Source organism: Streptomyces sp. NPDC001450, from assembly GCF_053597295.1.
The window spans coordinates 180,501-204,044 of the sequence record NZ_JBSFHY010000004.1 but is presented as its reverse complement, the minus strand read 5'-3'; the positions used below and the strand labels follow the sequence as shown (position 1 = coordinate 204,044).

19 protein-coding genes and 1 pseudogene are annotated in these 23,544 nt (G+C 71.5%); 8 read left to right on the top strand and 12 right to left on the bottom strand.

Going from position 1 to position 23,544, the window contains the following annotated elements; translation table 11 throughout:
* Positions 1-104 precede the first annotated feature (104 nt).
* Both ACWC5O_RS05920 and ACWC5O_RS05915 read left to right on the top strand, forming a co-directional pair.
* A complete protein-coding gene (locus ACWC5O_RS05920; RefSeq protein ID WP_450582621.1) occupies positions 105-2,192 on the top strand; it encodes a SpoIIE family protein phosphatase in 2,088 nt (695 codons plus the stop codon).
* Between the two features lie 31 nt (positions 2,193-2,223).
* On the top strand, positions 2,224-3,087 hold the full coding sequence (locus ACWC5O_RS05915) for an Fpg/Nei family DNA glycosylase (protein ID WP_450582619.1): 864 nt from the start codon (positions 2,224-2,226) through the stop codon (positions 3,085-3,087).
* A gap of 9 nt (positions 3,088-3,096) precedes the next feature.
* On the opposite strand, the gene ACWC5O_RS05910 is transcribed toward ACWC5O_RS05915, so the two are convergent.
* The 5 genes from ACWC5O_RS05910 to ACWC5O_RS05890 all read right to left on the bottom strand — a co-directional run bounded on the left by ACWC5O_RS05910 (position 3,097) and on the right by ACWC5O_RS05890 (position 7,372).
* On the bottom strand, positions 3,097-4,812 hold the full coding sequence (locus tag ACWC5O_RS05910) for a caspase family protein (RefSeq protein WP_450582617.1): 1,716 nt from the start codon (positions 4,810-4,812) through the stop codon (positions 3,097-3,099).
* Between the two features lie 2 nt (positions 4,813-4,814).
* Positions 4,815-5,207: a hypothetical protein gene (locus ACWC5O_RS05905; protein ID WP_450582615.1), complete on the bottom strand. Its 393-nt coding sequence runs from the start codon at positions 5,205-5,207 to the stop codon at positions 4,815-4,817.
* A 144-nt stretch (positions 5,208-5,351) separates the two neighbouring features.
* Positions 5,352-6,005 carry a zf-HC2 domain-containing protein gene (locus ACWC5O_RS05900; protein ID WP_450582613.1) on the bottom strand — a complete coding sequence of 218 codons (654 nt, stop codon included), beginning with the start codon at positions 6,003-6,005 and terminating at the stop codon, positions 5,352-5,354.
* A gap of 151 nt (positions 6,006-6,156) precedes the next feature.
* Positions 6,157-6,672, bottom strand: a complete 516-nt coding sequence (locus ACWC5O_RS05895; RefSeq protein ID WP_450582612.1) for a hypothetical protein — start codon at positions 6,670-6,672, stop codon at positions 6,157-6,159.
* 151 nt (positions 6,673-6,823) lie between these two features.
* Positions 6,824-7,372, bottom strand: a complete 549-nt coding sequence (locus ACWC5O_RS05890) for a sigma-70 family RNA polymerase sigma factor (RefSeq protein ID WP_393470994.1) — start codon at positions 7,370-7,372, stop codon at positions 6,824-6,826.
* 244 nt (positions 7,373-7,616) lie between these two features.
* Between ACWC5O_RS05890 and ACWC5O_RS05885 the strand changes: the two genes are divergently transcribed.
* Positions 7,617-8,768 carry a CapA family protein gene (locus ACWC5O_RS05885; protein ID WP_450582610.1) on the top strand — a complete coding sequence of 384 codons (1,152 nt, stop codon included), beginning with the start codon at positions 7,617-7,619 and terminating at the stop codon, positions 8,766-8,768.
* On the opposite strand, the gene ACWC5O_RS05880 is transcribed toward ACWC5O_RS05885, so the two are convergent.
* Complete coding sequence (locus ACWC5O_RS05880; RefSeq protein ID WP_450582609.1) at positions 8,769-10,193, bottom strand: amino acid permease; 1,425 nt, start codon at positions 10,191-10,193, stop codon at positions 8,769-8,771. It lies immediately after the preceding gene.
* Between the two features lie 51 nt (positions 10,194-10,244).
* Complete coding sequence (locus tag ACWC5O_RS05875) at positions 10,245-11,213, bottom strand: LysR family transcriptional regulator (RefSeq protein WP_450582607.1); 969 nt, start codon at positions 11,211-11,213, stop codon at positions 10,245-10,247.
* Positions 11,214-11,315: 102 nt separating this feature from the next.
* Between ACWC5O_RS05875 and ACWC5O_RS05870 the strand changes: the two genes are divergently transcribed.
* Positions 11,316-12,563 carry an MFS transporter gene (locus ACWC5O_RS05870; RefSeq protein ID WP_450582605.1) on the top strand — a complete coding sequence of 416 codons (1,248 nt, stop codon included), beginning with the start codon at positions 11,316-11,318 and terminating at the stop codon, positions 12,561-12,563.
* On the opposite strand, the gene ACWC5O_RS05865 is transcribed toward ACWC5O_RS05870, so the two are convergent.
* Positions 12,499-12,969, bottom strand: a complete 471-nt coding sequence (locus ACWC5O_RS05865) for a universal stress protein (protein WP_450582603.1) — start codon at positions 12,967-12,969, stop codon at positions 12,499-12,501. The two genes, ACWC5O_RS05870 and ACWC5O_RS05865, sit on opposite strands and share 65 nt — an antisense overlap.
* Before the next feature lie 89 nt (positions 12,970-13,058).
* Here ACWC5O_RS05865 and lysX point away from each other — a divergent pair, with 89 nt between their 5' ends.
* Positions 13,059-16,337 (top strand): bifunctional lysylphosphatidylglycerol synthetase/lysine--tRNA ligase LysX, encoded by a 3,279-nt coding sequence (lysX, locus tag ACWC5O_RS05860; RefSeq protein ID WP_450582601.1) that lies wholly within the window; start codon positions 13,059-13,061, stop codon positions 16,335-16,337.
* Here the strand turns inward: lysX and ACWC5O_RS05855 are convergent.
* Entirely contained in the window at positions 16,282-17,736 is a 1,455-nt protein-coding gene (locus ACWC5O_RS05855) for an MFS transporter (protein WP_450582599.1), read from the bottom strand. The two genes, lysX and ACWC5O_RS05855, sit on opposite strands and share 56 nt — an antisense overlap.
* A gap of 195 nt (positions 17,737-17,931) precedes the next feature.
* Here ACWC5O_RS05855 and ACWC5O_RS05850 point away from each other — a divergent pair, with 195 nt between their 5' ends.
* Positions 17,932-18,768: a polysaccharide deacetylase family protein gene (locus tag ACWC5O_RS05850; protein ID WP_450582597.1), complete on the top strand. Its 837-nt coding sequence runs from the start codon at positions 17,932-17,934 to the stop codon at positions 18,766-18,768.
* Between the two features lie 26 nt (positions 18,769-18,794).
* Here the strand turns inward: ACWC5O_RS05850 and ACWC5O_RS05845 are convergent, their stop codons facing one another.
* Entirely contained in the window at positions 18,795-19,472 is a 678-nt protein-coding gene (locus ACWC5O_RS05845) for a class F sortase (protein WP_450582771.1), read from the bottom strand.
* Between the two features lie 720 nt (positions 19,473-20,192).
* Here ACWC5O_RS05845 and ACWC5O_RS05840 point away from each other — a divergent pair.
* Positions 20,193-20,594: pseudogene (locus ACWC5O_RS05840) on the top strand (hypothetical protein); the annotation flags it as partial.
* A 97-nt stretch (positions 20,595-20,691) separates the two neighbouring features.
* On the opposite strand, the gene ACWC5O_RS05835 reads toward ACWC5O_RS05840, so the two are convergent.
* Together ACWC5O_RS05835 and ACWC5O_RS05830 are read right to left on the bottom strand one after the other, a co-directional pair.
* Positions 20,692-21,456, bottom strand: a complete 765-nt coding sequence (locus ACWC5O_RS05835) for a bestrophin-like domain (protein WP_450582595.1) — start codon at positions 21,454-21,456, stop codon at positions 20,692-20,694.
* A 31-nt stretch (positions 21,457-21,487) separates the two neighbouring features.
* The gene (locus ACWC5O_RS05830) at positions 21,488-21,616 is read right to left on the bottom strand and encodes a hypothetical protein (RefSeq protein WP_450582593.1); all 129 of its coding nucleotides are present in this window, start codon (positions 21,614-21,616) and stop codon (positions 21,488-21,490) included.
* Positions 21,617-22,347: 731 nt separating this feature from the next.
* On the opposite strand from ACWC5O_RS05830, the gene ACWC5O_RS05825 reads away from it, so the two are divergent.
* The gene (locus ACWC5O_RS05825) at positions 22,348-23,319 is read left to right on the top strand and encodes an SCO0930 family lipoprotein (protein ID WP_450582591.1); all 972 of its coding nucleotides are present in this window, start codon (positions 22,348-22,350) and stop codon (positions 23,317-23,319) included.
* Positions 23,320-23,544 lie beyond the last annotated feature (225 nt).

Genomic DNA, 23,544 nt, shown 5'->3' with positions numbered 1-23,544 from the left:
CAGCGGTGCTCGTCACTCCAGGTACCGCGCATCTTCGTGTGCGTAACCGCCGCAGCTGAGACCCAGCGGTCGAAGAATCGGACGAATCCTGGCAAGGTGGCCCCATGGCTGATCGGGCAGCGAGTGCCCTGTCACTCCCGCAGGACTGGCCCGCCCACCCGGATCCGATCCTGGCGCTCAACCGTATGGGCAGCTTCGACTGGGACCTGGATGCCGGTCTGTTCAGCATGGACGCCCAGGCGCACGAGATCTTCGACCTGCGCCCCGACGAGTACGACGGCCACCCCGAGCACCTGTCGATCCGGGTGCCCGCTGCGGAGGGCCACCGCCTCGACCTCCTGGTGGCCCAGGCCATCAAGGACGGCCGGGAGAACTACGGCGCGTACTTCCGCGTCCGGCGCCGCGACGGCACCCTGCGCTGGACCCACACCCAGGGCTACATTCGGCGCGACGAGACGGGCCGCCCGCGCCGGATCATCGGGATCGTCCGGGACGCCACCGACGAGCTGAGCGAAAGCGTGGTCCGCAAGGGCGCGGCCGCGCACGCCGCCGCCCGGCGCGCCCAGACGAACGTCGTCCAGATCGCCACGGCCGCCCTCGCCCACGCCCGCACCGTCCAGGACGTCATCGACGTCGTCACGGACGCCCAGGGCCTGACCCTGCTCGGCTCCACCAGCCTGGTCCTCGGCCTGGTCGAGGCCGGCCGCATCCGGCTGGTCGCCGAGGGTCCCGCGGGCACCTATGTGCCCGGCACCCGCATCACCCGGATAGACGAGCCCTACCCGATGGGCGAGGCGGTGCGGACCCTCAGCCCCTGCTTCATCGAGTCGGCGGAGGAGTTCTCCGAGCGCTTTCCCATCCTGTGGCCGCACATCACGGACATGCACATCAGCTCCGCCGCCTATCTGCCGCTGATCGCCCAGGCCCGCCCGATCGGCGCGATGGGCCTGCTCTACAACGACCGCAGCGGCTTCTCGCCCGAGGAGCGCAACGTGCTCGTCGCCCTCGGCAGCAGCATCGCGCAGAGCCTGCAGCGGGCCATGCTCTACGAGCAGGAGAAGGACCTCGCCCAGGGCCTCCAGCAGGCGATGCTGCCCCGCACCATCCCGAGCGTCCGCGGCGCCGACGTCGCCGTCCGCTACCGCGCCGCCACCGTCGGCGGCACCCTGGGCCGGGACATCGGCGGCGACTGGTACGACCTGATCCCGCTGCCCGGCGGCCGGGTCGGCGCGGTCATCGGCGACGTACAGGGTCACGACACGCACGCGGCGGCCGTGATGGGCCAGCTGCGGATCGTGCTGCGCGCCTACGCCGCCGAGGGACACACCCCGGCCACCGTGATGGCCCGCGCCTCCGTGTTCCTGCACGAACTCGACACCGACCGCTTCGCCACCTGCCTGTACGCGGAGGCCGACCTGTCCACCGGGGTCGTCCAGGTGGTCCGTGCCGGGCACATCGACCCGCTGGTCCGGCACGCCGACGGCAGCTGCCACCGGATCCCGGTCGAGGGCGGGCTGCCGCTTGGGCTCTCTGCGGAGTTCGGCCGCCTTGAGTACCCCGTCGCCACCCTCGAACTCGACCCCGGCCACACCCTGCTGCTGTTCACCGACGGGCTGGTCGAGCAACCCGGCTCCGACCTGGACGACGGGCTGGAGGCTCTCACGACCCTCATCGCCAAGGGCCCGGACGAGGTGCGCGACCTCGCCACCCGGCTGATCGAGGTGGCCGAGGAACGGGGCGGTGACGACGACGTGGCCCTGCTCCTGCTGCGCCGTCGCGTCCCGGAGGCCCCGCGGCCCGGCGGCCGGCTCCAGCAGCACGTGGCACCCGGCGACCCCGAGGCCCTCACCCAGGCCCGGCACATGATCGGCGCCGCGGTCCGCTCCTGGGGCGCCCGGGACCGGGCCGACGAGATCGAGCTGATCGCCGACGAACTCATCACCAACGCCCTGATGCACACCGAGGGCTGCGCGATCGTCACCCTGCGGGTCCTCGAAGGCAGCGGCCGCCGGCTCCGCGTCGAGGTCGAGGACTCCTCCAGCGCCCTGCCGCGCCGCCGCGACGCCGGGGAGGACGGAGTCTCCGGCCGCGGACTGCTCCTCGTCGACCGGATCGCCGACGTGTGGGGCGTGGAGGCGCGTGGCGGCGGCAAGTGCGTGTGGTGCGAGTTCCTGGTGCACGAGCACACCTGACCACAGGGGCCCCGGATGGCACCCTGGACCTATGCCGGAACTCCCCGAGGTGGAAGCCCTCAAGGACTTCCTGACCGAGAACCTGGTCGGCCACGAGGTCGTACGGGTGCTGCCCGTCGCGATCAGCGTCCTGAAGACGTACGACCCTCCGGTCGGCGCGTTCGAGGGCAGCGAGGTCACCGCCGTGCACCGGTACGGGAAGTTCCTCGGCATCGAGGGCGGCACCGGCCTGCACTTCGTCACCCACCTGGCCCGCGCGGGCTGGCTGCAGTGGAAGGACCGGCTCCCGGACGGCCCACCGCGCCCCGGGAAGGGCCCCCTCGCCCTGCGTGCCGCCCTGGAGACAGGCGCCGGCTTCGACCTCACCGAGGCCGGCACCCAGAAGAAGCTCGCGGTGTACATCGTCCGTGACCCGCGGGAGGTGCCCGGCGTGGCCCGCCTCGGCCCGGACCCGCTCGCCGCCGACTTCGACGAGGGCCGCTTCGCCGCCCTGCTGAAGGACGAACGGCGCCAGATCAAGGGCGCCCTGCGCGACCAGAGCCTGATCGCCGGGGTGGGCAACGCCTACAGCGACGAGATCCTCCACGCGGCGAAGATGTCCCCGTTCAAACTCGCCGCGTCCCTGACCGCGGAGGAGACCGAGCGGCTCTACGCGGCGCTGCGCACCACCCTCACCGAGGCGGTCGAACGCTCCCGGGGCCTTGCCGCGGGCCGGCTGAAGGCGGAGAAGAAGAGCGGTCTGCGCGTGCACGGCCGTACCGGGGAGCCCTGCCCGGTCTGCGGCGACACCGTCCGCGAGGTGTCCTTCAGCGACTCCTCGCTCCAGTACTGCCCGACCTGCCAGACCGGTGGGAAGCCGCTGGCCGATCGCAGGATGTCGCGGCTGCTGAAGTAGTCGGCGCGTTCACAGGTATTGGGTCACGATGTTGTAGGCGATGCTCATGAGCACGGTCAGGACGAAGACCGGCATCGCGCAGCGCTTCGCCGCCGAGGCCATGGAACGCGTGGCACTCTTCGCCCCCGGGGTGTAGCGCTTGCGCCGCGCGCTGAGATCGCGCCGGGCGAAGGCACCGAGGACGAGCGCCGCCGTCGCGGTGATCAGGGCGGTGACGAGGGCTGTGATCACTCCGTGGTGATGGGCGGACGTCGCGAATGTCTCTTCCGGTCCTACCCTGAGACCTTCCTCGGCGTACCACGTCGCCACGACTGCCACGACCCAGGTGATCACCGAGGTGACGGCGAGGGCCAGGGCTGCCGCCGCCAATGAGGGGGCGAGCAGGAGTCTGGACCCGGGCCGGTGTGTGAGGCCCGGCTCTTTCCCCTCGCTGCCCGTGGGGCTCTGGTCGGGCGGCTTCTCGGGCGGTGGCGGCACCACCTCGGCCTCGACGTGGACCACGGCCTCGTCTGCGACACCCTTCAGCATGATGTCGCCGGTCAGGCGCCCTTCGGCGGACGTGTCGACACCGACGGTCAGCCCCTGCGAGGACTGCTCGACCCGTAGCCACTTGCCCGTGGCGTGAGGCGCGCAATGGCGGGCCAGGGGGATGCCCTGCAGCGTCACGGTCCGCTGGGGCACGGCGGCGCCCCGGGGCACCCGGCCGAAGTCCAGACGGGCCGGGGCGGGCTTGAGGCTGACGTCGTCCAAGGCGCGCCGCGCCTCGTCGGCGACCTGCTGGGTGTCGTTGCGGACCACGGCCTCCAAAGCCTGGCGTGCCCCTTCGGCCACGGAGAGCACGGGGCTCGCCATGCGGGAGCGCACCTCCGCGACGGCGCCGAGGCGGGTGAAGACGTTCCTGCTGCGGAGCGCGTCCTGCACGGCACGCGGGACGGGTTCGGCCTCGATCGGGATCGGATGGTGCCGACTGTGTGCCAGCACCATGCTTCCCTGCATCTCGACGGTCTTGCTCGGGGTCTGGTTCGGGTTCTGCTCCCGCACATGGTCGTAGACGTAGTGGTACAGGTCGTCGAGCGTGACCTTACCGATCTTGTTGCGGTCGGCCTCACCGGTTTCCAGGCCCTCCACCACCGCATGGGTGAACACCGACGGCCGCGCGGCGCTGCCCTCGGTGAGTTCGCCGCCCTCGAAGGCGTACTCCATGGAGTTCGACGCCGTGATGACGGCCCAGCCCCGCCCCCCGCTCGGCTTCTCGCCCGCGAAGGCGTCGAGCACGTGGATGTCCCCGGAAGCACGCACGGACGCACCCCGGGAGAAGGCGCCTCCGTAGCAGCAGTCCAGGAACAGCACAGTGCAGCCCGCCCGTGTCCGGGACATGCACCGGCGTACGAAATCGGCCGAGACCCCCGTGGCGTCGAGCAGCCGGGGCTTCGTGTTTCTGGCCGCGAAGTACAGTTCGCCGGATTCGCTCTTGACCCCGTGGCAGGAGAAATGCAGCACCAGCTGGTCGTCTCGGCTGCGGTCGGCGAGAAAGCCCTCGATGCACTCCCGCATGTCCTGCGCGGACGCGTTCCTCAGGACATCCACCTCGAAGTCGCCGATCTGCGGATCGCGCAGGACCCTGGAGAGGGCGTCGGCATCGTGCCCGGGCGCTCTGAGCTGCTTGAGACCCGGGTCCTCGTACGCGTCGTTGGCGATGATCAGCGCATGCCGGGACTCGCCCATGGCTAGGTCCCCACTGCGGAGTGCTTCTCGACGAAGATCTTCAGCACCTGTTCCACCTGCTCGTCCGTCGCCGCCGAGATCTCCACCGTGTCCCCGTCCAGCGTCAGGGCCAGTGACGGGTTGGTGCTCCGGCCACGACTGCGGCCCAGCCAGTCACGGAGCACGTTCGCCACCTGGCTCAGTCCGGTGAGGGAGCTGCCCAGGCTCACCAGCAGGGTGCCGGCCAGAGCGGCGTCCACGACCCGCGCCCCGGGCGGGATCTCTCCGGCGGGGACCGGCCTGACGTCGTCGACGTCGAGTGCGAGCAGTTCCTCACGCAGATAGCCGGTGAGCTCCGCCACGTGCTCGGGTTCCGTTCCCTCCTCGGAGAGACGGATCAGAAGTTGGTTCTCCACCGGATCAGCCCCTTCGGTCGTACTCTGAGGGGCGGCGCAGAGCGCTCCGTCGGTGGCTCCGCGTCTTCGTCTACAGTCTCTGCCCATGGCCGCGCGACAGCAAATCCGTTGCCGCACAACGTGATTGACGCTTCAACGAGGTGTTCAGCCGACGTCGAGCGACACCAGCGGCTGCCCCTCCGCGGTGCGTACCTCGTAGCGGGCGATCTCGTCCGGATGCAGGGTGGAGCCCGCCGTGGTCGTGGTCGTCCCGGAGTCGTGGGTGTGCACGTTCCAGCCGCTGACGACCTGCTCCGAGCCGTCGTTGCCGATGACGACCAGGCGGCAGGAGTGCGGCCCGGAGCCGTCCTTCACCTCCAGTCGCATCCGGCTGCCGGAGTATCCGTCCTCGGTGGTGACCTGCGCCCACACGCCCGTTCTCGGGTCGGTCGCCGCGGTGACCCGGGCGGACGGTTCCTCGTGCCCGGCGTAGACCATGAGGCCCGGCCCGGCCACGGCCAGCACCACCGAGGCGGCCAGACCGTACAGGAAGCGACGGCGCCGTGCCCGGTGCCGGTGTGCCAGTTCGCCCATCAGCCGGTCGAGCAGTCGAGGACCGGGCTGGGCCATGGGGTGCACGAAGCGCGGCGTGGAGCGGCGGTACAGCATCAACTGCCGTGCCGTGGGACCGAATTCGGTCACCTGTGCCGCGCACTGAGGGCACTCCATGAGGTGGTCCTCGAAGCGGAAGGCCTCCGCCTCGTCCAGCACGCCGAGCGCGTACGCGCCGACGTCGCCATGCCTTTCCAGGGACCTCATGCCGAATCCTCGTGCCTATGGGTGTGGGTGGGGTTACTCCTTGCTCCCATCCGTACGCAGCGGACAACCGAATCACTCAAGCCACACACCGAATCGTGACCAAGAGATTCGGAGCCGCCCGGCCCGCGGATTGGTCTGAATTCGAGACGGCTCAGAACAGGTGGATGGCCAGATGCCCGAGGGGCAGTCCGAGCCGCCAGGCCGGGGTCCACACCTTCGGCCCGTCGTCCTCGCCGAACACCGCACCGCCGCCCGGCACCGCGTCCAGGTCGGGCGCGAGCAGCTCGGTCTCCTCCAGCCAGCGCCAGGCCTCGGCCGCCAGCGCCAGGTCCGGCGACGGCGCGGCGGCCCCGGCCTCCTCGCCGGCCAGCTGGGCCATGCGCTCGCGCACCCACTCCAGCCACGGCTGGTCGTACGCGGTCAGCGACAGCCAGGTCTCCAGCTGTGAGATCACCCGGATCCCGGACAGCTCGCCGTCGGTGTCGGAGAGGAAGACGGTCAGCGCCAGCGCGTCCCGGCCGGCCCGGAACTCGAAGGACGTCGGCGGCATCAGGTCGCCGGTACGCAGCAGCTCGTCGGCGATGTACTCGGCGTACAACCAGGCCATGGGGACGGCCAGTTCACCGCCACCGGTGCCGTCCGTGCTCTCGTGCCCTCTGTGCAGCATCCCTTCCTGCCTTCCTCCGGTGCGTGCGTGTCGCCCGAGACCTTGGACCCGATGCGGGCGGTCCCCGTCCGGAACACGGATGAGGACAGCTGATGGCCCGAACGGGGGTCGCAGCAAGGCGCTTTACCGAGGTTTGACCCAGCCTTCGGTTTCACCGCAGGTCGGCCGCGTAACCCGGAAGGACCCGGCGCAGGGCGCGCAGCGCGTAGTACGCGCGGGACTTCACGGTACCGGGTGGAATTCCAAGGGTTTGCGCTGCTTCCGCCACACTGGCCCCGCGGAAGTACACGAGTATCAGGACGTCACGGTGTTCCGGCGTGAGTGTCTTCACAGCCTCCCGGACGTCGAGCATCGCGGCGGCCCGCTCGGCGTGGTCGGCGGTCACCCGCGCGTTCTCGGGCACCTCGTCGCCGACCTCGGGCGGCCGCGCCTGCCGGGCCCGCCGCGCGTCGATCGCGAGCCGCCGGGCGACGGTCAGCAGCCAGGGCCGTACCGAGTCGAAATCCTCGGCGTGCAGGGCCTCGGGGTGCTGCCAGGCGCGCAGCAGGGTCTCCTGCACGAGGTCCTCGGCGCGCTGCCGGTCCCCGTCGCTCAGCCTGAGCAGCAGCGCGAACAGGGGACCGCCGTGCTCGCGCTGGAGTGCGGCGAGCTCGTGCTCGGCGGTCGTCGTCCCGTGGGTGAGTGAGGTTCCGGCCGTCATGGCCGTATGGCAGCGCAGGGTGCCGCCGGGGGACAGGAGGCGCACACGGCTCTGCGACGGACGGTCGATCGTGTCGGCGAACGGTAGGGCGCGCGGTGGTCCGCTAACGCGTGGGGCGACGCCGGATGGGCTAATTCGGGCACCTGGACTGTTTGCGCGGGGGGCCGGATTCATACCCATATGCCCGTAAAAGCCTTGTCTGTAAATACGACGTCTGCAGATATGACGATCCCGGGGTGAGCTGATGATCGGACGCAGAAAGCAGGTGGCGCTGGCCCTGACCGCCCTCCTCGCCGCCGCTGCCGCCTGTCAGAACCACGAGCGGCAGGATTCCGCGGGCACGGGCCGCCCGGCGCCGTCCGCCGCCCGCGGCTTCACCCTCGTCGCCTCGGGCGACGTGCTGCCGCACACCTCCGTCATCGAGCGGGCGGGCTACGACGCCGACGGCGACGGCTACGACTTCCGCCCGATGCTCTCCGGCGTCGAGCCCGTCGTCGGCGGGGCCGATCTGGCGCTGTGCCACATGGGGACCGTGTACGGCGCCGACGGCGGCTACAGCGGCTACCCCGTCTTCAAGTCCCCGCCGCAGATCGCCCAGGGCCTCGCCGCGACCGGCTACGACGGCTGCTCCACCGCCTCCGAGCACGCCCTGGACGACGGCGCCCCCGGCATACTGCGCACCCTGGACGCCATGGACCGGGCCGGCCTCCGGCACGCCGGAACCGCACGTACCCAGGACGAGGCCCGCTCGGTCACGATGCTCCGGGCGGGCGGGGCCCGGGTCGCGCACCTGTCGTACACCTACGGCACCGACGACCGCCCGCCGCCGCCCGGACAGCCCTGGGCCGTCAACCTGATCGACCGGAACCGGATGATCGCCGACGCCCGCGCCGCCCGGCGGGCGGGCGCCGACGTGGTCGTCGTCTCCGTGCACTGGGGCACCGAGTGGCAGGACGACCCCGACCGGCTGCAGCTCACCCTCGCCCAGGAGCTGACGGCCTCGAGGACGAACGGCCGCCCGGACATCGACCTGATCCTCGGCACCCACGCCCACGTCCCGCAGGCGTACGAGAAGGTCAACGGCACCTGGGTGGTCTACGGCATGGGCGACCAGATCGCCGGCGAGATGTACAACGACAAGGGCGTGCAGGACTCGCGCGCCAACGACTCCACCCTCGGCCGCTTCACCTTCGCCCCGCCCGCCCGTCCCGGCGAACGCTGGCGGGTCACCAAGGCCGAGTTCATCCCGCAGATGTACGACCTCGACGCCGGCCGGGTCCTCGACCTCAACCAGGCGATCTCCGACGGCGCCGAGCTGCAGGGGGTGCGCGACCGCATCAGGGACGTCGTCCTCAGCCGCGGGGCCGCCGACGACGGGCTGGTCATGGGGGAGTGATCACTCGCCGGGCCGGGTCCGGGCCAGCGCGGAACGCCGGTAGGAGTAGCCGAAGTAGACCACGCAGCCGATCACGAACCACACCGCGAACCGCACCCAGGTCTGCCACTGCAGGTACGTGATCAGCCAGATCGAGAAGACGACACCCAGCGCGGGCACGAACGGCATCCACGGGGTCCGGAAGGTGCGCGGCAGCTCCGGCTGCCGGTAGCGCAGCACGATCACCGCCGTGCACACCACCACGAACGCCAGCAGGATGCCGATGTTGGTCAGCTCGGCCGCCTCGCCGATCGGCAGGAACCCGGCGATGACGGCCGAGGCCGCCCCGACGATCCACGTCACACGGGTCGGCACGTGCCGCGTCGGGTGCGTCCTGGCGAACCAGATCGGCAGCAGCCCGTCCCGGCTCATGCTGAACCAGACCCGGGTCACGCCCAGCATGAACGTGAACATCACCGTGAGGATGCCGATGATCGCGCCCACCGCGATCACGTCCGCGAGCTTGTCCAGCCCCACGGACTTGAACGCCGACGAGAAGCCGCTCTCCGGGTCGATCTCCTTGTAGTTCTGCATGCCCGTCAGCACCAGGCAGGCCGCCACGTACAGCACCATCGAGATCGCCAGCGAGTAGATGATCGCCTTCGGCATGTGCCGCTGCGCGTCCTTCGACTCCTCGGCCGCGGTCGACATGGCGTCGTAGCCGAACACCGCGAAGAACACGGTCGCCGCACCGGTGAACGTCCCGCCGATGCCGAACGGGAAGAACGGGCGGTAGTTCGCGCTGGTGATGTGGAACACGCCCACCGCGATCACCAGGAGCACCACCAGCACCTTCAGCGCGACCACGAACGTCTCGAAGCGGGCCGCGGTACGGATGCCCATGTTGAGCAGCCAGGCGATCAGCAGACACAGCGCGGCCGCGAACAGGTCGACCCGGTGCCCGTGCCCGGTGCCGGGCGCGCCCAGCATCCAGGCCGGCAGGTTCGCGCCCATCTCCTCGACCAGGAAGCCGAAGTATCCCGAGATGCCGATGGCGACGACGGCCACGATCGCCGTGTACTCCAGCAGCAGGTCCCAGCCGATGAACCAGCCCGGGAACTCGCCGAGCACCGCGTAGCCGTAGGTGTACGCCGACCCCGCCTTCGGGATCAGCCCGGCGAACTCGGCGTACGACAGCGCCGCACAGGCACTCGCCGCGCCGGCGATGAGGAACGACACCAGCACCGCGGGCCCGGCGGTCTCGTGGGCCACCGTGCCGGCCAGTGTGAAGATGCCCGCGCCGATGATGCCGCCGATGCCGATGGCGGTGAGCTGCCACAGCCCGAGCGACCGGTCCAGCCGGGGGCCCTCGCTGATCTCCGTTGCCTCGATGTGCTCGATGGGTTTGCGGCGGAGAATTCCTTCACTCATAGGGAGCTTGGCCATGAGCCTCACCTCTTCGCCGATGGCAAACGGCTGACGGCGGATCATGATGGCTCAGGGCAGTCGCGTACGGAAGACGCCACGCACGGGTGCGGCGGGCTCGGTCCAGTGCGGTGTCCAGGTGCGGGCCTCCGGCCGGGCGGGGCGCCGGTCGGCGAGGTGGGTGCGCAGTGCGGCGAGCGCCGGGTGCGGGTTGGCGGTGACCCACAGCAGGGAATGCGGGTAGACGGGTGTCGGGTCGACCAGCCGGATACGGCGCAGATCGTGGCCGGCCGGCCAGACCAGTCGGGTCTGCTCACTGACGAGGGTCGCCAGGGTGCTGTCCCCGGCGACCGCGTCCTGCACCGCCCCGGTGAAGTTGGGGCCCGAGGAGTCGATGGTGAGCCCGAACTCGGCGGCGAGGGAGGCGTAGTAGGCGGCCCACTCGGTGCCGTCCACGATGCCCGGCATCCAGATCCGGTGCCCGGCCAACTCCCCGGGAGAGACCGAGCGGAGGCCGGCCAGGGCGTGTCCCGGGCCGGTGAGCAGCTGGATCGGTTCGTCGTGGACGCGCGCGGCCTCGACGCCCCTGGGCAGCGGCCGTCCGGGCATGGTGACGGCACGGAAGGACGCGTCGATCGTCCCGGATCGCAGGGCGGTGAGCGCCGAGTCCACGTCGAAGAGCGTGACGACGTCCAGGGCCACCTCCGGGTGCGCCTCGTGGAAGCCGCGCAGCAGTGCCGCGGGGGCGAGCCGCGGGCCGACCACATCGACCCGCAGAGCGCGCCGTCCGGGCCGTACGGCGGCGGCGGCCCGCTCCTCGGCCAGCAGCAGCTCGTGGGCGTGCGGCAGGAAGGCCTGGCCGTCGGCGGTCAGGGCGGCGCCCCGGGCGGTTCGGGTGAACAGCCGCACGCCCAGCTCCTTCTCCAGCGCGGCGATCCGCTTGGAGACGGCCTGCTGGGTGACCGCCAGCACGGCGGCGGCCTCCTGGAACTGTCCCGAGCCGGCCACGGTGACGAAGGTGCGCACTGCCTTGAGATCCATTTCGCCACCGTACAACCGATGGTTGTGACACCTGGTCCGGGAGTTGTTTGCTTCGGCGGCCATCTGCCCGTTTTCATGTCCAGAGTCAACGGGAGGGTGTGCATGGGGCGGCGGTTCGGGTGGCTGTGGGCCGCGTACTCGGTGAGTGCGATCGGCACCTGTCTCGCCTTCGACGCGTTCTCGGTGATCGCGGTCCTCGTGCTGCACGCCGGATCGGCCGAGGTGGCACTGCTCGCCGCGACCGGGCCGGCCGTGGGCGCCGTGGCGGCGGTGCCACTCGGGCCGTGGGTGGAGTTCCGGCGCAAGCGGCCGGTGATGATGGCGATGGACCTGGTCAGGTTCGCCGCGCTGCTCACCCTCCCCGCCGCCTACGCGCTCGGCGGCCTCGGCCTCGGTCAGCTGCTGCTCGTTTCGGTGATCGTCGCGGCGGCCGACATCACCTTCAACGCGGCCTCCGGCGCCTTTCTGAAGACACTCGTCCCGGCCGACGGGCTGCTCACGGCGAACTCCCGGTTCGAGTCCACCAACTGGACCGCCCTCGTCCTCGGACCGCCCCTCGGCGGCGCCGCGATCGGCCTGTTCGGCCCCGTCACGACGGTCGTGGCGAACGCGGTCAGCTTTCTGCTGTCGGCGCTGGGCATCCGGGCCGTGGGCGGCGGCGAGCCCCGCCCCGAGCGCACCGGCGTGGAGCGCCTGCGGGCCGCCGACCTGCTCGACGGCTGGCGGCACATCCTCACCAGTGAGGCCCTGCGGCCGCTGTTCTTCAACAACCTCGCGGTCAACGCCCTGATCATGGTCGCCGTACCGCCGCTGGCCGTCCTCATGCTCGGCCCGCTCGGCTTCGCCCCCTGGCAGTACGGCCTCGCCTTCGCCGTGCCCTGCCTCGGCGGACTCCTCGGCTCCCGGCTGGCCCGCCCGCTTATCGCCCGCTACGGCCGGCGGCGGGTACTGCGCACCGCGGGCACCCTGCGCGCCGTCTGGCCCCTCGGGCTGGCCTTCGTCGGGCCCGGCCTGCCCGGACTGCTGCTGGTGATGGCCGTGGAGTTCGGGGTGATCACCTCCTCGGGCGTCTACAACCCCGTGTACGCCACCCTCCGCCTGGAATACACCCCGAACGACCGGGTCGCCCGCACCCTGTCCGCCTGGTCCATCACCGGCAAGGCCACCACGGCCACTCTGACCGCCCTGTGGGGCATGCTGGCGAGCCTCACCGGCCCGCGCACCGCCATCGCCCTGGCCGGCGTCCTGCTCCTCGCGACCCTGCCACTGCTCCGGATGGAGACGACTACGGCACGACCGTCACCGGCCACCGTCCCGCCTTCACCAGCCGGACCGCCACCGAGCCGATGATCCGGTGCCCCGCCTGCTCGGAGGCGCCCACCACGACCGCGTCCGCCTTCAGCTCGTCCGCCGCCTTCACCAGGCCGTTGTAGGCGTCGCCACGGAAGGTGTGGAACTCCCAGCGCACGTCGAATATCCCCTTGACGCGCTCCGTCGCCTCCCGGATCTGGGCGATCAGGTCCTCGGCGATCTCGTCGGTCGTCTCCGCCACCGGAGCCCCGAGCGCCGCCCCCGCCGCGAGCACCGGCTGCACGTACACCACCGCCAGCAGCGCGTGCTGCCGCCGGGCCAGACCGCCCGCGTAGGCCGCGGCCCGCATCGAGGAGTCGGAGCCGTCCACCCCGACCACGACGACCTTGGGCCCGTCCGTGCCCCGCTCGAACCGGTGCGCGTGCTGTTCGTGCTGCTCCGTCACATCCCGAGGCTATCGGAACCAGTGCTTCCCGCCGACGCCCGGCCCCGCTCGACGGGCGCGCCGCGCCGGGCCTTCCTACAGTCGGAACCATGACTGCCACCGCCGGGCCGGCCGCACGGAGGGACGCCACGGGCCCCATACGCCCGCCCGCCGCCGGACGCCTCGGCTGGGTGCCCGAGGCCTTCGCCACGCTCTTCGCCGCGCTCGGCCTGCTCTGCGCCCTGCTCGCGATCTTCGCCCCGCTGCGCCGCCTGCTGCGCCCGGTCGTCCGCGCCCTCGACCTGCTCCTGGTCCCCATCAGCGCCAACCTCGCCTACGCCGTCTTCCTGTTCCTGCTGGCCGCCGCCACGGGCGCCCGGAAGAAGGTCGCCTGGTGGCTGGTCGTCGTCTATCTGGGCCTGGTCGTCGTCGGCGACGTCCTCGGCGTGGCCCTCGGCGAGTACACCGAGTCGGTGCCGTCGCTCGTGCTGTGCGGCCTGCTGCTGCTCCTGCTGGTGACGGTCCGCAAGGAGTTCTACGCCGCCTCCCGCCGCGGTGCCGTGTGGCGGGCCCTCGGCGTGCTGCTGGCCGGCCTGACCGTGGCGATCCTGGCCGGCTGGGGCCTGGTCGTGCTGTTCCCGGGCACCCTCCCGCAGAGCCAGCACCTGGCCTGGGCGGCCGACCGGGTGTGCGGCGGGCTGGTGTCCAACAGCGCCTTCGACGGCCGCCCGCCCCGCAGGGTCACCTTCCTGCTCGGCCTGTTCGGCGCGCTCGCCCTGCTGAACGCGGCCGCCACGCTGTTCCGTTCGCAGCGCCTGGAGGCGGCCCTGCACGGCGACGAGGAGGCCCGCATCCGGGCCCTGCTCGGGGCCTACGGCGACCGGGACTCGCTCGGCTACTTCGCCACCCGCCGTGACAAGGCCGTCGTCTTCTCCTCCAGCGGCAAGGCCGCCGTCACCTACCGCGTCGAGGCCGGCGTGTGCCTCGCCAGCGGCGACCCCGTGGGCGACCCGGAGGCCTGGCCGCACGCCATCGAGGCCTGGCTGGACGTGGCCCGCCGGCACGCCTGGGCGCCCGCCGTGATGGGCGCCTCCGAGGACGGCGCCCGCGCCTACGCCCGCGCCGGACTCGGCGCCCTCCAACTCGGCGACGAGGCCATCCTGCACGTGCCCGGATTCGACCTGGACGGCCGGGACATGCGCGTCACCCGCCAGGCCGTGCACCGCGTCCGCCGCACCGGCGCCACCTGCCGCATCCGCCGGCACGCCACCCTCACCGACCACGAGATGGAGGAGATCGTCGACAAGGCCGACGCCTGGCGGGACACCGAGACCGAACGCGGTTTCTCCATGGCCCTGGACCGGCTGGGCGACCCCGCCGACGGCGACTGCCTGCTCGTGGAGGCCCTCAGTGACGACGGCAGGCTCCTCGCGCTGCTCTCCTTCGTGCCCTGGGGCCGCGACGGCGTCTCCCTGGACCTGATGCGCCGTGACCGCGCCGCCCCCAACGGGGTCGTGGAGTTCATGGTCGCCGAACTGTGCGCGGCCGCCCCGAAACTGGGTGTGCACCGGATCTCGCTGAACTTCGCCGTCTTCCGGTCCGTCTTCGAGGAGGGCGCCCGCATCGGCGCCGGCCCCGTCCTCAGACTCTGGCGCCGCCTCCTGCTGTTCTTCTCCCGCTGGTGGCAGCTGGAGGCCCTCTACCGCTCCAACGCCAAGTACCAGCCGGAGTGGTACCCGCGCTTCATCTGCTACGGCGATACCGCCTCCCTCGCCCGGATCGGCCTCGCCTCCGGCATCGCCGAGGGATTCGTCTCCGTGCCGTCGCTGCGCAAACTCTGGGGAAAGGGGCACCCGAAGACGGGGCAGCGGCCCGCCACCACCGAGGGCCTGCCGTCCCTGACGGTGCTCGGCCTCGAAGGAGGGGACGAGGCCGGGCCCGCCGCCCCGGACGCGGGCCTGCCCGACCAGGTCCGCGTCCGGCACCGCACGCTCGACCGCCTGCGCGCCACCGGCACCGACCCGTACCCGGTCGGCGTGCCCGTCCCCACCCACGCCCTCGCCGACGTCCCGCAGGGCCAGGACGTCACCGTGGCCGGCCGCGTCATGCTGGTCCGCGACTTCGGCGGCATCGTCTTCGTCACCCTGCGCGACTGGTCGGGGGACCACCAACTCGCCCTCACCCGCGACCGCTCCGGAGCCGCCCTGGACCGCTTCCGGTCCGACACCGACATCGGCGACCACATCACCGCCACCGGCCGCGCGGGCCACAGCGACAAGGGCGAGCCCACCGTCTTCGTCACCTCCTGGCAGCTGACCGGCAAGTGCCTGCGCCCGCTGCCCGACAAACGCCGCGGTCTGGCCGACCCGGAGGCCAGGGTCCGCCGCCGCTACCTCGACCTGGTCACCAGCCCCGACGCCCGCCAGGTGATCCGCTCCCGCTCCACCGCCGTACAGGCCCTGCGCCAGGGCCTGCTGGACCGCGGCTTCCTCGAGGTCGAGACCCCGATGCTGCAGCAGATCCACGGCGGCGCCAACGCCCGCCCCTTCACCACCCACATCAACGCCTACGACCTCGACCTGTACCTGCGCATCGCCCCCGAGCTGTATCTGAAGCGGCTGTGCGTCGGCGGCCTGGAAAAGGTCTTCGAGCTGGGCCGCACCTTCCGCAACGAGGGCGTCTCCTACAAGCACAACCCCGAGTTCACGATGCTGGAGGCCTACCAGGCGCACGCCGACTACGACGTGATGCTCGACCTGACCCGCGAGCTGATCCAGGGCGCCGCCACCGCCGCCTTCGGCTCCCCGGTGGCCCGCAAGGACGGCCGGGAGTACGACATCTCGGGACCCTGGCCGGTGAAGACCGTGTACGGGGCGCTGTCCGAGGTGCTGGACGAGGAGATCGGCCCCGGCACCGAACTGCTCAGGCTGCACCGGCTGTGCGACCGGACCGGTGTGCCGTACACCGCCGACGACGGCCCCGGGGACGTGGTCCTGGAGATGTACCAGCGGCTGATCGAGGAACGCACCCGGCTGCCCACCTTCTACAAGGACTTCCCGACCGAGGTCTCCCCGCTCACCCGGCAGCACCGCACCGACCCGCGGCTCGCCGAGCGCTGGGACCTCGTCGCCTTCGGCACCGAACTCGGCACCGCCTACTCCGAGCTGACCGACCCCGTCGAACAGCGGCGCCGGCTCACCGCACAGTCCCTGCTGGCCGCCGGCGGCGACCCCGAGGCCATGGAACTGGACGAGGACTTCCTGGACGCCCTCGAGTACGCGATGCCGCCGACCGGCGGGCTCGGCATCGGCGTCGACCGGATCGTCATGTTCCTCACGGGCCTGACGATCCGGGAAACCCTGCCGTTCCCGCTGGTGCGCCGGCGCTAGCGCCCGGATCCGGGGCGGTGGCCCGCAGGCTCCGCCAGGGCAGGGCCAGCAGCGCGACCGCCGCGGCGGCGAGGGCGAGAGCCGCGCCGAGTTCGAAACAGTCCCGGAATGCGCCGGCGAGGACGGCCTCATAGGCCTTGCGGTCGGCGTACGTCATGGACGTCCCCTGCTCGGAGACCGTGAAGACGCCGACGAACAGCGACGCTCCGAGGCCGGCGCCCAGCTGTCGGGAGGAGTTCAGTCCCCGGGGCAGCGCGCCGCTCCCGGACCGTGCGAAGCTCACCGGCAGGGCGAGCACACCGCAGCCGTAGGCGAGCAGCAGCAGCGGCAGCAGCACGTCGGTGAACTGGTACGAGCCGCCCTCCCGGCTCAACAGGACGAACCCGGCCGCCGCCACACCACAGGCCACGGCCACCGTGGCGGCGAGGCCGGCGCGTGCCGCGAACACGGGCAGGGTCAGCCAGCCCAGCGCCAGCCCGGCGACGCCGGGCAACAGGGCCCACCCCACCGACTCGACGGAGAGGCCGCCGAGGATCTGCAGGGCCATCGTGAGGACCAGCGAGGCACCGGCCAGACACGCCGCCAGCAGTGCCACCACGGTGTACGCGCCGAGCGCGGCCCGCTCCCGGTACAGCCGGGTGAACAGGGACGGCTCCTCCCCACGCCGGCCGAGCCAGCTCAGCGAGGACGGTGTCAGTGCCCCGGCCGCCGCGACTGCCATGATCGTGGTCGGAGACACGCTGTGGTCCCCGACCCAGTCGGCGAACCAGGCGAGGAGGCCCAGCGGGAGGACGGCCGCCGCGGCGCGGCCCACCCGGGACCGGGCCTCGGGGCCGGGCGCGGACTCGGTGAGCGCCGCTGGGACCAGCAGCAGGAGCAGTACACCGACGACGGCCTGGGCCCAGAAGACCCCCGCGCCCGACTCCACGGTGGTCAGCAGCACGGCGGACGGCAGCACCACCGCCGGTGCCGCGGCCGCGACCACCACGAAGTGCACGCTCAGCGCCCGGTCACGGCCCCGGCCCGCCGGATGCGTGGACTCGATCAGCGCCACCGCACCGGCCGTGATCGCCGCCGCGGCCACCCCCTGTACCGCCCGCGAGGTCAGCAGCACCCCGGCGTCCTGCGTCACCGCGGACGCCGCGGCGGCGGCACTCGACAGTACGAGCCCGCCCATCAGCACCCGCCGCTGCCCGAAGGCCTCGCCGAGAGCCACTGCGAGCACCGGCAGCGCGGCGAAACACACGCTGTACGTGGTGAGCAGCCACGTCAGCCCGTCGACGGACAGCTGCGACCGGACCGAAATCAACGGCAACGCCATCGCGAAGGCCGTCGTGTCGAAGACGACCAGTACCTGGGCGGCGCCCAGCAGCACCACCGCCAACCGCCCGCGCGCCACACCACTCGTTCCCCCGCGCACGACCAAACCGGTTCGACCTCCGACTGCGACACACTCTCAAACGGACTGAGCGATTATCAGAAACCCGGTCGGCGTTTCACAGGTCGGCCCGGTGCTGCGCCGACCGGGTGGATTCCCGCCGCCGTACCGGTGTCGCTGTGGTGCGCCGGAGGCCCGCGGGGCGAGTGATGAGTCATGCAGAAGGATCAGTTGTTCACCCGGCGCCGGATGCTTCTCGCATCGGCCGTCGCCCTGGGAGCCGCGGGCACCGCCGGAATCGTCATGGCGGCCGGCGACGACGAGGCGGCCCGCATCGCCGAGCCCGTCGCGGGCCCACCGGCCCGCCAGGCGCTCAAGCCCTCCGCCTACCGTCTCCAGCCGCTCGCCGGCTACGGACCGCCGCGCGCCGTTCCACGCAAGCTCGAGGTGCGCCACGAGCCCATTCTGCAGATCTCCGGACGCGGCCGGCACATGATGTTGACCTTCGACGACGGACCCGACCCCCGCTACACCCCGCACATCCTCGACACCCTCGCCAAGTACGACGTACGGGCCATGTTCTTCGTGTGCGGGGAGATGGCCGTCGACAACAAGGAACTGCTGGCCCGGATGGCCGCCGAGGGGCACGTCGTCGGCAACCACACCTACACGCATCCGCTGCTGACCACCCTCAACCGCCGGGAGATCCGCTCCGAGATGGAGCGGACCAGCGACGTCATCGAGGACGCCTACGGGGAGCGCCCCCAGTGGTTCCGCGCACCCTACGGCGCCTGGAACCGCGCGGCCTTCCAACTGGGCGCCGACATGGGTATGGAGCCGATGGCCTGGACCGTCGACACCACCGACTGGGAGACACCCGGCACGGGCACCATCGTCGACCGGGTGGAGAGCGGCGCCGCCCCCGGTGTCGTGGTGCTCTCCCACGACGCCGGGGGCGACCGGTCGCAGAGCGTCCACGCGATCCGCGAATACCTGCCCTATCTGCTCGACTCCGGCTATCACCTCACCGTGCCGCGCCGGCGTCCGTCGTGACCGTGCGCCCGCCCGGTGACGGCGGCTCACTCGGCCGAGGCCAGACGGGCGAAGACGACGACGTTCCCGTCGTAGCCGTTCTGCTTCGAGAAACCGCCGCCGCAGGTGATCACCCGCAGTTCCGCGGTGCCCTTGGAGCCGTACACCCGGTCGCTCGGGAAACTGTTCTTCGCGAAGACCTCGACTCCATAGACCTCGAACACCGCGGTCCTTCCGTCCTTGCGCAGGACATCGACCCGGCTTCCCTTCTGCAGGGCCCCGAGTCCGTAGAACACGGCGGGGCCCTGCTTGTTGTCGACGTGTCCGACGACGACCGAGGTGCCCTTCTCGCCGGGCGAGACCGAGCCGGTGAACCAGCCCGCAAGGTTCGGGTCCTCCGGCGGCGGAGCGCCGACCCAGCCCTGGGCGTCCAGGCCGACGGGCATGACGGGTGCGTCGACCCGGATGGAGGGGATCCGGATCCGGTCGGCCGCGGCGAACGGCAGAGCGGCGAGGCCGCTCGCGAACGGGCTCGGGGTGGCACCGCCGTCCGCTGTCGCCGCCGCTGCCGACGCCGGCTGCGGTGGCCCGACGTCGAATTCTCCGGAACCATTCCGAATGAGCGCCAGGCCGGTCAGCAGAACGAGCGCTATCACGCCCCAAGGGGCGCGCCTCCTTCGCCGCTCCTCCTCCTCGGCCAGCTCGGCCAGCACGGACGCAGACATTCGCATGGGAAAAAGCTAAGTCCCGTACGAGCGGCGGGCGACGGGGCGACGGGCGAACGGGTGGTCCGTCACCCAGTTGGTGCGCCATCCGAGTTGCAGCCGAAAGGATTTTTCTGACGGTCTGTGACCTGCGGCAATGTCCGATTGTGTGGTTTTCCTGTGGCGTGTCCGCTCACCAGGACGGACCATTCTCGACATGCGGGCGTGTTCCGGGCGTCGGAGGGTTCTGTCGGGAGGTGCCTTCTCGCCGATAGTCCGGGTACGGGACCCGGAGTGCCTCCCGCGGAGGTTCACATGCGAAACCAACGTGCCCTGGCGGCCGCGTGCGCAGCGGTCGCCGTGCTGGGGCCGGCCGCCCCCGTGGCCGTAGCGGACGGCATGGGCAGCGGAGGCGGCTCGGACACGGTCGTCACCATCCCGGGCAACGGCAACATCGGGAACGGTCTCGGGAACGGTCTCGGGAACGGTCTCGGGAACAACAACGGCAACTTCTGCCAGGGGAACAACAACGGTCGGGGCGACAATGGCCGGTGCGACAACAACGGGCGGAGCAACAACAACGGACGGAGCAACAACGAACGCGACAACAACGGACGCGACAACAACGGACGCGACAACAACGGACGCGACAACAACGGACGGGGCGACAACTTCGACCAGGACGGCAACTCCGGCAACCGCGGTGACGACTTCGGCCATGGGGACAACTACGGGGGCAAGGGCGACAGCAACCCCCGCAACATCCTCGCCACACCCAGCGGGATCGCCGCCGGTGGCCGGATCGCCATCACCGTGGACGGCTGCCGCGGCGGTACGACGTCCTCAGGCGCCTCTCGCACCACCCAGCTGACGCCGATCCGCGACGAGACCTCGCGCGGCATCGCCACCATCGACCGCGACGCCCGTCCCGGCCGCTACGACATCACGGTCAACTGCAACGGCCGCACCCTGACCCGCCCCAACGCGTTCACCGTGCTCGGCGCCGTCAAGGGCGGACTCGGCGGCAGTGTCACCAGCGGCGCCACGCCGGCCGACATGGCCATCGGCGGCGGGCTGGTGGCCTCGGCGGTCTTCGGAGGCGGTGTGTCCTTGATGCGCCGCCGCCCGGAGAGGCGGATCTGACCGGGGCCCCGGATCCCGTTCTCCGGAGCGCACCGCACGCAGGACAGGCCTTCGCCCCGGTCCCCGCAGGGGGACCGGGGCGAAGGCCTGTCCGTGATCAACCCTTGACGTGCGGGAACAGGTTCAGGAACGGCTCGGCGTTCGCCGCGATGCCCCGGCTGTAGGGGGCGTCGAAGTCCCAGATGAGGAAGAGCATGAAGGCGATGGTCGCGGAGAAGAGCCCGGCCAGGACCAACTCGCGCCGGGTGCGCCGGATCTGCAGCGCGAAGACCATGCAGACGGTGATGACCGCCCCGGCGAGCAGCCCGAACCACACCACGCCCGGCATCGTCGCCCCGGTCGAGTCGGCACGCGCGTTGCGGGCCTGGTCGGCGGCGGCCATCTGGTCCAGCAGCGGCTGGTAGGCCTGCGCCTCGAAGTCGTTCTTCGGCTGGTAGTCCGTAAGGTCGTGGCGGAGCGTCGCCAGCAGTTCGGTGCCGCGCTCGGTGACATGCCCGTGGCGGGTCATCGCCTTCCACTCGGTGGTCACCACGTACTGGACATAGGTGTCGGCGTCGCCCCGGACGCGGTCACGGACGTCCGGCGGATAGACCCGCACCCGCTCGGAGATCTCGTGCAGCGCCTGGGCCTCGGCCTGCACATGGTCCTGGGCGGCGCTGCGCGCCTCCCACACGCCGGCGATGGCCAGGCCCAGGACGATGGCGTACACGACGCCGATCCACATCGTCATGTACTCGATGACGTCGGGGGTCTCACTGGGGTCCTCGTCGTCGGGAGCCCTCTTGTGCCGTACGAGGGTGATGACGACCACCACGGCACAGGCCCCCAGGATCGCGAGGACGAGAACAAGCCAATCCGACAACAGGTGCCTCCAGAAGTGAGCGGCCGGCGCGTCAGCGCGGGCGCAGCGCCGCGACGGCGACGATCGCGGGGACGGTGATGAGCAGGACGTAGGTGACGGGTGACGTGTGGTCGGGCGCCTGGTGGCTGGTGGGGCGGGGGTGGTACGCCGGGTAGCTCACCGGGGTCACGGAGGGCCGCGGGCGGGACTTGGGCGACGGCGTGGGCCTCGGCTTCGGGTCGGACCGGGGCGTCGGCGTCGGCATCGGCCGGGGCGGGGGCGGCGCCGGGGCCGGCGGCTGCGGCTTCGGTTTCGGCGGGGCTTTCGGCGTGGGTGTCGGACGCGGCGTCGGCGTCGGCGTCGGCGTGGGGGTCGGCGTGGGCGTGGGAGTCGGCGTCGGCGGGCACGGTGGCGGCGTGGGCTTCGGGCACGGCGGGGGCGTCGGCCAGCGGTCGCCGCCTCCCGCCACGGCCACCGCCACCGTGCCGTCCGGGCCCGTCGAGGCGGACGCGCAGGCGTCGGCCGACGCGGTCCCGACCGGACAGCCCACGAGGGTCCAGGTCAGTGCCAACAGCGCCAACACCCGTGTGGCGGGCGCACATCGGGTCACTTCGGGTCCATGCACGACGGAGATCATGAGGCCCCGAGCGGCGTCGTACTCCGGAGTGTGGGGGGGATTGATCAGAAGGGGTGGCAAATGGCGATCAATGGTTTGAAGATCCGAAACATTCCAACTGGCCGATATGTGAGCCTGTGCGACTCCCCGCGGCTCCCCGCGCGCGGGACGCGTCACAGGATCCGGAAAGAATTTCGCGCCCCCGTTGAACACTCCGACCCCTGCGCTGCGTACCCATGGCCGTGCGGCGGCGCAGCAAGGCGCTGCAATATCCAGGCGAATTTGGGGAGTTGGCGATGAAGACCTCCTGGCGGACCGCCTCACTGGTGGCCACGGCCGCATCGGTGCTGGCGCTGACGACGGCGTGCGGTCAGGACAACAGCACCACCCCGGCATCGGCGGCGCAGAACGTCGGGGCCACCGCCGCGGCGGGTGACTACGGCAACCCGGGCGGCGGAGCCGGCACGGGCACCGGTGCGGGCAACGGGTACGGCGCCGACGGCAACCAGAGCTCCAGCTCCCCGAGTCCGGCTGCCCCCGCGGGCAAGCTGACCGTGGCCCGCAACCCCGACCTGGGCAGCGTGCTGACCGACGGATCCGGCCTCACGCTCTACCGGTTCGACAAGGACACCGCCAATCCGCCCAAGTCGAACTGTGACGGCGACTGCGCCACCACCTGGCCGCCGGTGCCCGCGGACGACGCCACGGCCGGCGCCGGCATCGACAAGGCGCTGCTCGGCGAGGTCACCCGCGCCGACGGCAGCAAGCAGCTGACCATCGGCGGCTGGCCCGCCTACCGCTTCGCCAAGGACGTCAACTCCGGTGACGTCAACGGCCAGGGCGTGGGTGGCAAGTGGTTCGCGCTCGCGCCCAACGGGAAGAAGGCCTCGCTGGCCTCCCTGCCCGGTCTGTCCGTCCGCAAGGACCCCAAGCTGGGCGACATCATCGTGGACAAGAACGGCATGACGGTCTACCGGTTCCTGAAGGACAAGGCGTGGCCGAAGGTCGTCTCGAACTGCACCGGAGCCTGCCTGGAGAAGTGGCCCGCGGTCGCCCCGGTCAAGCCCGAGGACACCAAGGGCGTCCAGAAGAAGGGCCTGATGGGCTTCACCCGGCCCGACGGGGAGAAGCAGATGACCGTCAACTGCTGGCCCATCTACACCTTCTCCGGTGACAAGGCTCCCGGTGACAGCAACGGTCAGGGCGTGGGCGGCACTTGGTACGCCGTCTCGCCCGACGGCAAGCCGGTCGGCGCGCCGGGCAAGTAGAGATCACCTCCCCAGGGTCGATCGCCCCGCCCACCGGCGCCCGATCGAAGGTCCGCCCCCTCCGCACCGCACGGAGGGGGCGGACCGTTTGTTTCGTACGACCGTCACGCAGCGGCGTCACATGGGCACTTGCCGCAGGTAGTGACCGGGAACGGACGTTCAATTTCCGGTTCGGGTCGCTCCTTTGGCGGGCGATCAGTAGCCTCAGCTCGAACACCGGATCGC